Consider the following 9850-nt stretch of genomic DNA (forward strand, 5'->3'; position numbering starts at 1 on the left):
CTCATGCTCCCTTCGCTGCCGGGACGGCTGCCCCGGATCCATCGGCCGGGACCGTCCCGGCCTCGGGCGCGCCGGAGGGCCCCTCGCCCCGCGCGCGGCCGGCCGCCGCGTCGAGCACGGCGTCGGCTCGGGCGCGGCCGTCGGCGACGCACTCGGGCAGGCCCACCCCGTGGAGCGCCGAGCCGGCGACGGCCCACGTCGGGCGGTGCGCCGCGAGCCAGCCGTCGACGGCGGCGACGCGGTCGAGGTGGCCGACCGTGTACTTCGGCATCACCGCGTGCCAGCGGTCGATGCGCGTCACGGTGGGCTCCCCGTGCACGCCGAGCAGCGGGCGCACGTGGTCGAGCACCGCCGGCAGCAGCTCGTCGTCGGGCGCGCCGGTGAGCGGGCCGCGCTTGTCGGGGATGAACACCCGCACGAGCGCCTGCCCGTCGGGGGCGCGGCCGGCGAACTTCACGGAGCTGGTCGTCACCCCGGAGACGGGGCCGGGGTCCACCTCGAGCCAGCCCTGCGAGTCGGGGGGCCGGTCGAAGTCGTCGACGCGGAAGCCGAGCGAGACGACGGTGGTCGAGGCCAGCGGGATCGCGTCGAGGACGGCGGCCGCGTCGGGCGCCGGCCCGGCGAGCAGGAGGGCCGAGCAGGCGGCCCCGCCGGCGAGGACGACCGCGTCGGCGGGCACGAGGGAGCCGTCGGCCAGCTCGACGCCGGCGTCGGTGAGCCGGACCGCGGCGGCGCCGGTGCGCAGCTCGACGCCGCGGGCGCCGAGTCCCTCGACGAGCGCCTCGACGACGCGGCCCAGGCCGGCGCGCAGGGTGCGGAAGGGCGAGCCGACGGCGCCGCGGGCAGTCGCGCGCCCGCGCCGCGCCGCCCGGCCCTGCGCAAGGGAGGCGACCATGAGGGAGCGGTGCTCCCGCTCGTTGCGGCGCAGCGACGGGAGCACCGCGTCGAGGCTCAGCTCGTCGACCCGGGCGCCGTAGATGCCGCCGACCATGACCTCGGCGTAGCGGTCGACGATGCCGTCGCCCAGCCGGGAGCGCAGGAAGGCGCCGATGGAGACGTCCCTCCCGTCCCGGAGCCGGCGCGGGATGACCAGGTCGAGGCCGGCGCGCAGCTTGTCGGGCCAGCCGAGCACCCGGGTCGTGACGAAGGGCCACAGCCTGGTGGGCAGCACCATGCCCATGCCGGCGGGCATCGGGCGCAGCGCCCCGCGCGCCAGCAGCGCCGCCCGGCGGCCGCCGCCGGGGGCGATGACCTCGTCGGCGATGCCGAGCTCGTCGAGCAGCCGGGCCAGCGCCGGCCGGTAAGCGACGTACGAGTCGGGGCCGCCCTCGATGACGAAGCCGTCGCGGCGCTCGGTGACGATCTTGCCGCCGAAGCGCCCGGAGGCCTCCAGCACGGTGACCCGCGCACCGCGCGCGGCGCCCTGCCAGGCGGCGGACAGGCCGGTGATACCGCCGCCGATCACGACGAGGCGCGGCCCGGCGCAGCCGTCGTCGTCCGCCCCGCTCACGCCCCGACCCCGCTCACGGCCGGGCGTCCCGCGTGGACACCCGCCCTCGCCTCGGCCGGCTTGTAGGGGCACAGCGGGTCGGACTCGAGGGGATCGCCCGTCCAGGCGTAGGCCCGCGAGCGCGAGCCGCCGCACCACTTGTTGAACTCGCAGAGGCCGCAGTCGCCCTTGAAGCCGTCGGGGCGGCGCAGGGCCCGCATGAGCTCGGTGTCGCGGTACAGCTCGACGATCGAGTGCTCGCGCACGGAGCCGACGCTCATCGGCAGGAAGCCCGACGGCATGACCTCGCCGAGATGGGAGATGAACATGATGCCGTTGCCGTCGCGGATGCCGAAGCCCCGCGAGGCCGGCGAGTCGAGGATCTCCTGCTCGGTCCGGCCGGCGCGCAGCATCTGCTGGGCGGCGATGCGCCGGTACTGCATGGCCTCGGTCGTCTTGATGCGGAAGGGCGCGTCGGGGCGGCGCCTGTTCCACTTGATGAGGGTGCGCTCGGCGTCGCCGGGGCTCATCTCGCGCAGCTGGGCGCCGCGGCCCACCGAGATGAGGAAGAACAGGCTCCACTGGAACAGCTCGTAGCCCTTGAGCAGCTCGTAGGTGTCGTCGAGGTCGGCGACGGTGGTGTCGGTGACGAGCGTGTTGATCTGCATGGGCATGCCGACCTCGTTGGCGTCGGCGAGGGCCCGCAGGGTGGCGTCGAAGGTGCCCGGCACCTGGCGGACACCGTCGTGGTGGGCCGCCGTCGAGCCGTCCAGCGACAGCGACATGGCCTGGACGCCGAGGGCCGCCATGTCGGCGATGCGCTCCCTCGTGAGCAGCGGGGTGACGGCCGGGGACAGCGAGACGCCGATGCCGCGGTCGCGGGCGCCGGCGATGAGCCCGTCCAGGTCGAAGCGGCGCATCGGGTCGCCGCCGGTCATGATGACGTGCGGCATGGGGCTGCCGAAGTCGGCCACCTGGTCGAGGATGCGCAGCGCCTCGTCGTGGGTGAGCTCGCCGGGCGGCGGCTCGAGCTGGGCGCTGGCGCGGCAGTGGCGGCAGGCCAGGGCGCAGGCCGTCGTGAGCTCCCAGTAGATGATCATGGGCGCGCGGTCGTAGGCCCAGTCGACGGGCTTGACGGAACCTATTCCTGCGGGTCGAGGCATGGTCAGTGCCCCTCCTTCCTGTGGGGGCCGGCGTGCACGGCGTCGACGATGCGGGCGAGCACCTGCGGGTCGGCGTCCTTGGGGACGCCGTGCGCCAGGTTGACGATGTGGGCGGGCGCCCGGCGCCCCTCCTCGAGGATCCGCGCCAGGGCGGCGTCGAGGTCGGCGAGGGGCCCCGACAGCAGGGCCGGGTCGAGGTTGCCCTGCAGCGGGGTGGCCCCGCCGAGGAGCTCGTCGGCCCGGGAGAGCGTGAGATCGCGGGCCACCCCCATGACGTCGGCGCCGGCGTCGCGCATGGCGCGCAGCAGCGCCGCCGTGCCCGTGCCGAAGTGGATGCGGGGGACGCCGAGACGGCCGATCGCGCGCAGCACCCTGCCGGAGGCGGGCTGGACGTGGGCGAGGTAGTCGTCCTCGGCGAGCTCCCCGACCCAGGAGTCGAAGAGCTGCACGGCGCTCGCACCGGCGAGCACCTGGGCGCGCAGGAAGGCGATGTCGAGCTCGGCGACCCGGTCGAGCAGCCGGGCGAAGACCTCGGGCCGCTCGTGCATGAGGGCCCTCGTGCGCTCGTGCCCGCGGGAGGGGCCGCCCTCGACGAGATAGGAGGCCACCGTGTACGGGGCGCCGGCGAAACCGATGAGCGGGGTGGCGCCCAGCTCGGCGACGGCGAGGCGCACCGCCTCGCGGATGGGCTCGAGGGCCTCGTCGGTCAGGGCGGGCAGGGCGTCCACGTCGGCCTCGGTGCGCACCGGCCGGTCGAGCACCGGCCCGACGCCGGGGACGATGTCGACGCCGACCCCGGCCAGCCCGAGCGGGGCCATGATGTCGGAGTAGAGGATCGCGGCGTCCACCCCGTAGCGGCGCACGGGCTGAAGGGTCAGCTCGGCGGCGAGAGCCGGGGTCAGGCAGCTCTCGAGCATCGTCGTGCCCTCGCGGGCGGCGCGGTACTCGGGCAGTGAGCGGCCGGCCTGGCGCATGAACCACACGGGCGTGCGCTCGGGGCGCTCGCCGCGGGCGGCGCGCAGGAAGGCGCTCCCGGCGATGTCGGCCCGCCGGCTCGGATGCTCGGGGCCGAGTTCATCAGCGGCCCCGCCGCTCGGGCCGGGCGCGCCGAGGGCGGCGGCCACCTCGACGGCCAGGGCCGTCGGGTCGGTGGCCGTGCACTCGACGACGTCGAGGCCCAGCGCGCGGGCGGTGGCGCTCGTCGTGGGGCCGGCGCCGAGGACGAGGGTGCCGGCGGGCACGCCGTCCGGCCCGGCGAACCCGGCCAGGGCCCGGGCCGCGCTCGAGGAGCGCAGCAGGACGGCGGAGTAGGCGCCGCGGGCCAGGGGCCCGACGCTGGCCGGCGGCTCGGGGCGCGCGACGGTGGTGTAGACGGGCAGCCGGAGGACGCGCCAGCCCCCGGCGCGCAGGCCCTCGGGCAGCTCGGCGCGGGCGATCGCGCTGCCGGGCAGGAGGGCCACCGGGTCGACGGCGGGCACCGGCAGGGCGCGCAGCCGGGGCAGGACGGTGCCGTTGAGCAGTTCGACGAGGGCCTCCGCGTTCGGCGCGGTCTCGGCCCGCTCCGCCAGCGGCCCGGGCAGGGCCCCCCGGGTGCCGCGCCCCGTGACGAGGACCCGTATCCGCTGGTCGAGGGCCGACGACAGCGCCCGCTCGAGGGGCCCCCTCCCGGCCACGGACTCGAGATGCCCCCAGGTGCGGGGCGAGGTGATGATGAGGGCGGTCTGGGGGCCGGCCGCGGCGAGCAGGCCGACGAACCGGTGGGCCGGCATCGGATCGTCGCAGGGGCGCGTCACGAGATAGGGGTCGGTGGCGCTGGCGATGCCGTGGTCGTCGAGCGCCCGGGCGTCCCGCTCGTTGCCGTCGGGGCGGATGAGCAGGACGGGCCTGCGGTCCGGCTGACTCATCGGGCGACCTCCAGGAGTTCGGCGGCCGCCCGGGCGCCGGCGGCACGGGCGGCGGAGAGGGCGTCCTCGCCGAGTTCCGCGTCGATCTCGACGTGGGCGTGGTCGACGCCCAGGTGGTCCGTGAGATCGGCGACGAGGCGCAGCCCGGGGCCCTCGAGCTCGCAATACGCGCCGACGGCGGTGGTGCAGGTGGCGCGGACGCCGGTGAGCACCTGCCGCTCGGCGGCCACGCGCAGGCGGGCGCCGGGGTCGTCGACGAGGCCCACCGCCTCGGCCATCGGGTGGTCGGCGCGCATCTCGACGGCCAGGGCCCCCTGCGCCGGCGCGGGGACGATGATCCGCGGATCGACGAGCTCGGCGATCTCGTCGCCGCGGCCGATGCGCTCCAGACCGGCGGCCGCCAGCACCGCGGCGTCCACCTCGCCGGTGCGCACCATGCGCACGCGGGTGCCGACGTTGCCTCGGATCGGGACGATCCGCAGGTCGGGGCGGGCGCGCAGCAGGGCGCTGGCCCGGCGCGGGCTCGAGGTGCCGACCCGTGCGCCGGGCGGCAGGGCGGCGAGCCCGGAGCCGTCGCGACTCACGAGGGCGTCCTGGGCGGCGGCGCGCTCGGGCACGGCGACGACCCGCAGGCCCGGGACCGGCGCGAAGGGAAGATCCTTGAAGGAGTGGACGGCGACGTCGACCCCGCCGTCCGCCAGCACGTCGCGCAGGCGGGCGGCGAAGGCCCCCGGACGCGGCGGGGCCGACAGCGGGATCGACAGATCGTCCCCCTCGGTGCGCACGCGGACGAGCTCGGTCTCCGCACCGGTGAGCTCCTCGATCCGCCCGGCGACCGTGAGGGTCTGCGAGACGGCCAGCTCGGAGCCGCGCGTGCCGAGGCGCAGCGGCCCGCCGGTGCCGGTCACCGGTCGACCTCGATCCCCAGCAGGGTGAGCGCCGCGAAGAACTCCTCGCCGCGCCCCTCCTCGGCGAGCTGGTTGCCGCGGACGGTGGGCGTGTGGAGCATGACGCCGGCGAGATGGCGCAGCGAGCGCTCGACGGCGGCGCAGACCTCCTCGGACTCGCGGGCCCGCACCCGGGCGATCTCGCGGTCGACGAGGACGCCCACCTCGGCGCGCATGGCGGCGATGGCCGGATCGGCGCCGCGGGAGCGCTCCTTGGCCAGGTGCCGCGCGACGCCCTCGTCGACGACCTGCTGGGCCTGCTCGATGACCTCGCGCTGGGTCTCGTCGGCCCGGTCGCGCACCTCCTCCAGACCGATGACGCGGACGCCGGGCAGGGCCCTGGCCTCCTCGGTGAGATCACCGCCGAGGGACAGGTCGAGGACGGGGAACGCGCCGGGCGCGGCCAGCTCGGGGCGTCCGGCGAGCAGTGGCCCGGCGCCGAGCACGGCGCCGTTGCCGCTGCACGTGACGACCAGCTCGGCCTCGGCGACGGCCCCGGCGAGCCCGTCGTCGTCGAGCGGGACGACGTCGTGGTGGGCGGCGAACCGCTCGGCCCGGCCCGAGGCCGACCAGCAGCTGATCCGGCCGGCGCGGCGCGTGCCGAGCTCGGCGAGGACGACGCGGGCGAAGGCGCCGGTGCCCACCAGGAGCACCCGCCGGCCGCGCAGGCCGCCCGGCAGGCCCGTCATGTCGAGGCCGACGCCGGCGACGGAGCGGCCGGCGGCGCCGAGCGAGGTGCGGCTGGCGACGGCGCGCGAGCTGGTCAGCGCGTCGTGGCAGAGGCGGTGGAGGCGGCCGGTGCACTGGCCGCGCTCGGAGGCCAGCTCATAGGCCCGGCGCAGCTGGCCGGCGACCTGCTTGTCACCGATGACCGCGGCGCGCATCCCGGCGGCCACCTCGAAGACGTGCTGGACGGCGGCGTCGCCGACGTCCGCGCGCAGACCGGACAGGGCGCGCTCGTCGACGTCCGGCGCGAGCTCGCGGAGCAGCTCGCAGACGCGCTCGCGCAGTCGCTCGGGCCCGAGGGAGTCGTCCGTGTCGCAGATCAGCTCGAAGCGGTTGCACGTGGACAGCAGGACGGCCCCGGCGACATCGGCCTGCCGGGCCATGAGGACGCGGGACAGCCCCTCGCCGTCGGACAGGGTGGCCAGCGCCGCCAGCGGGGCGGTCCGGTGATCCACACCGATGACTTGGATGCGCACGCGGGCATAGTAGGCCCTGCCGGAACGAGAACGTGAGTCCCGAAAATGACGACAGCCCGTCGCATCCGCGGGGCACGGGCGGGAACGCCCACCGCCTGTGCCGCGGGTCTGTGCCCCGCCCGTACCGGACGATCCATCCCGCGGGGCGTCAGACCGTTCCGCGGGGCGTCGGAGCCGCCCTCGGCGGCGCCTTCCCGCCGCGGGCGCGGGATCAGCGACGTGACACCGAGAAATCCTTCATCATCGGTACCCTTCCCGCCGCGGGAGCGGGATCGGCGACCACGAGGAGAACATGCTTCGGCCGCCCGGCCCCGATGATGACCTGTGGGCCGGGGGACGACCGCCAGTCCGCCCCCGGCACGGAAAGCGCTGCGGACAGGTCTTCCGCCGCGGGCGATCGTCCCGCGGGCGCGGATCGTGCGTGCGCACCCTGGACGGCGCCGGACGCCGGCATCGGCCATACTGGGAGGAGCGGCCTCCTCCCCGTCGTCGCGCCATCTGCAGGAAGGCATCATCCCGTGTGCGGTTTCATGACGTTCATCTCCACCGACGCCCTGCGCACCGAGCGCGTCGACCAGGTGCGGGCGGGGATGGCCCTCCAGCGGCACCGCGGCCCCGACGACACCGAGATCTGGCACGACGACCGCGCGGCGCTGGGCTTCAACCGCCTGTCGATCATCGACATCGAGAACTCCGGCCAGCCGCTGCGCTGGGGCCCGCCCGAGGACCCCGACCGCTACTGGATGGTCTTCAACGGCGAGATCTACAACTACCTCGAGCTGCGCGCCGAGCTGGCCTCCTCCGACGGCGCCGTCTTCCACACCGAGGGCGACGGCGAGGCCATCGTCGCCGGCTACCACTACCACGGGGCCGACTGGGTGCAGAGGCTGCGCGGCATGTTCGCCTTCGTCATCTGGGACGCCCGCGAGCAGCGGGCCTTCGGCGCCCGCGACTGGTTCGGCATCAAGCCGCTCTACACCACCGCGACGCCGGACGGCGTGGCGTTCAGCTCCGAGGCCAAGAGCCTGCGCGAGCTCACCGGCGCGGCACGGGTGAGCGCCCGCGCGCTCCAGCACTACCTCGTCCTCCAGTACGTCCCCGAACCCGAGTCGATGGACGCCGGGCTCACGAGGATCGAGTCCGGCTGCTCGTTCACCGTCGAGGACGGCCGCCTGGAGCAGACCCGCTACTTCCACCCGGTCTTCGACTCCCGGCCGGTCACCGGCCCCGAGTCCCAGGAGGCCCTCTACGACCGGATCGCCGCCGTCCTCGACGACTCGGTCGCCAAGCACATGCGCGCCGACGTGACCGTCGGCTCGTTCCTGTCCGGCGGCATCGACTCGACGGCGATCGCCGCCCTGGCCAAGCGCTACAACCCCGATCTGCTCACCTTCACCGCGGCCTTCCGGGCCGAGGGCTACTCCGAGAACGACGTCGCCGACGAGTCGGCGAGGGCCATCGGGGTGGAGCACATCACCCGCTGGGTCACCGAGGAGGAGCTCACCCGGACGCTGCCCCTCATCATCTGGTACCTCGACGACCCGGTCGCCGACCCGGCCCTCGTGCCGCTGTACTTCGTCGCCAACGAGGCCCGCAAGCACGTCAAGGTCGTCCTGTCGGGCGAGGGCGCGGACGAGTTCTTCGGCGGCTACACGATCTATCATGAGCCCGTCTCGCTGGCCGGCTTCGAGCATCTTCCGATGGCGCTGCGCCGCGGGCTGGGGGCGGTCAGCCGGGCGCTGCCGAACGGCATGCGGGGCAAGGACATGCTGCGCCGTGGCGCCCTGCGGCTCGAGGACCGCTACTACGGCAACGCCCGCATCTTCCGCGAGGAGCAGCTTCCGGGTCTGCTGCGCACCTACGACCCGTCGATCAGCTTCCACGACGTCACCGACCCGCTCTACGAGGCCTCCCGCTCCTGGGACCCGGTGCAGCGGATGCAGCACGTCGACCTGTTCAGCTGGCTGCGCGGCGACATCCTCGTCAAGGCCGACAGGATGACGATGGCCAACTCGCTGGAGCTGCGCGTGCCGTTCCTCGACAAGGAGGTCTTCGAGATCGCCCGCCGCATCCCGATGAGCGAGAAGCTCGCCGGCGGCACGACGAAGTACGCCATGCGCAAGGCACTGGAGCGGATCGTCCCCGAGCACGTGCTGCACCGCCGCAAGCTCGGCTTCCCGGTGCCGACCCGCGTCTACCTCAGGGGGGACTCCTACGCCTGGGCGCGCGACATCATCGAGAGCTCCCCCACCGACGAGTTCATCGACCCGAAGGCGGCCATGAGGCTGCTGGACGAGCACCGCGCCGGCGTCGCCGACCACTCCCGCCGCGTGTGGACGATCGTCTGCTTCATGCTCTGGTACGACATCTTCGTCGCCGGCACGGTGACCCCCGAGGTGCCCCGGCCGCAGTACCCGGTGCGCCTCTGAGCCCGCGCGGTCGACGCCCTCGCGCCACGGCCCCGGCCGTCCCGCGCTCCGACCCACCGTTCGCCCCCGGCCGTCCCACGCCCGGCCATCCCGCACCCCTCACCCGTCCCACGCCCCGGCCCACCGTTCCCACCTCACTTTTGTGCTCGCACCTCGGACATAACCCGGGTGCAAACCAAAAAGTGAGGTGCGAACCAATGACGGGGACGGGACGACGCGCGCCCCGGACGCGAACCGGACGAGCGGGCCGGCGGGGGCCGGGCGCCGCGGGAGCCCACGGGGCATTCGTGCGATCTTTTTCCCCGAACCGGAGAACCGGCAGCAGAACGATCCGTTCACAACAGCGGATGCCCGAAATAGCGTCGATTCCGCAACCACCCGGGAACCGTCGGAACGGAGTCGTCAATGAAGCTTATTCATAGGGATGATCTAAGCTGTTGTCGATGGTTTCGTGGAGGCGTGTCGCAGAAGACGAAGGGCGGCCTGCCCCGAGATAATTAATGCGTGACAAGAAACTATCAAGGAACAGGCCGCAGGCCCCATGCTATCACACGACTGACCCGAACCCAGATGCACGACCTGTGCCGGAGAATCCACGCGGCAACCGGCGGTGATCTGCCGTCGGCCGGTTCACGGCGGCTCGGCCCCCACCAGAGCGTCCGGCTCGTTCTGGCCAGTCTGCGTCACAATCTTGAACAGGAGCTCCTCGCTGAACT

General features: G+C 74.5%; 6 protein-coding genes and 1 pseudogene. 2 read left to right on the forward strand and 5 right to left on the reverse strand.

The annotated features are described in order from the left end of the window. Position 1 precedes the first annotated feature (1 nt). The 5 genes from hemG to K336_RS0108185 are packed head-to-tail and all read right to left on the reverse strand — an operon-like array spanning position 2 to position 6705. A complete protein-coding gene (hemG, locus tag K336_RS15410; protein ID WP_081660700.1) occupies positions 2-1510 on the reverse strand; it encodes a protoporphyrinogen oxidase in 1509 nt (502 codons plus the stop codon). After that, positions 1507-2652, reverse strand: a complete 1146-nt coding sequence (locus tag K336_RS0108170) for a TIGR04053 family radical SAM/SPASM domain-containing protein (RefSeq protein WP_028706753.1) — start codon at positions 2650-2652, stop codon at positions 1507-1509. The genes hemG and K336_RS0108170 overlap by 4 nt, the downstream gene beginning before the upstream one ends. Positions 2653-2654: 2 nt before the next feature. Continuing rightward, positions 2655-4556 (reverse strand): uroporphyrinogen decarboxylase, encoded by a 1902-nt coding sequence (gene hemE / locus K336_RS17745; protein ID WP_081660701.1) that lies wholly within the window; start codon positions 4554-4556, stop codon positions 2655-2657. Further along, positions 4553-5464 carry a hydroxymethylbilane synthase gene (hemC, locus tag K336_RS0108180; protein WP_028706754.1) on the reverse strand — a complete coding sequence of 304 codons (912 nt, stop codon included), beginning with the start codon at positions 5462-5464 and terminating at the stop codon, positions 4553-4555. The genes hemE and hemC overlap by 4 nt, the downstream gene beginning before the upstream one ends. Continuing rightward, positions 5461-6705: a glutamyl-tRNA reductase gene (locus tag K336_RS0108185; RefSeq protein WP_081660702.1), complete on the reverse strand. Its 1245-nt coding sequence runs from the start codon at positions 6703-6705 to the stop codon at positions 5461-5463. Before K336_RS0108185 ends, hemC begins: the two co-directional genes overlap by 4 nt. A gap of 530 nt (positions 6706-7235) precedes the next feature. On the opposite strand from K336_RS0108185, the gene asnB reads away from it, so the two are divergent. Both asnB and K336_RS19355 read left to right on the forward strand, forming a co-directional pair. Further along, positions 7236-9134 carry an asparagine synthase (glutamine-hydrolyzing) gene (asnB, locus tag K336_RS0108190; protein WP_155945037.1) on the forward strand — a complete coding sequence of 633 codons (1899 nt, stop codon included), beginning with the start codon at positions 7236-7238 and terminating at the stop codon, positions 9132-9134. Positions 9135-9638: 504 nt separating this feature from the next. Continuing rightward, positions 9639-9850 (forward strand): annotated as a pseudogene (locus K336_RS19355) (hypothetical protein); the annotation flags it as partial.

Origin of the sequence: Propionibacterium acidifaciens DSM 21887 (assembly GCF_000426605.1) — a bacterium.
Classification (GTDB): Bacteria; Actinomycetota; Actinomycetes; order Propionibacteriales; family Propionibacteriaceae; genus Propionibacterium; species Propionibacterium acidifaciens.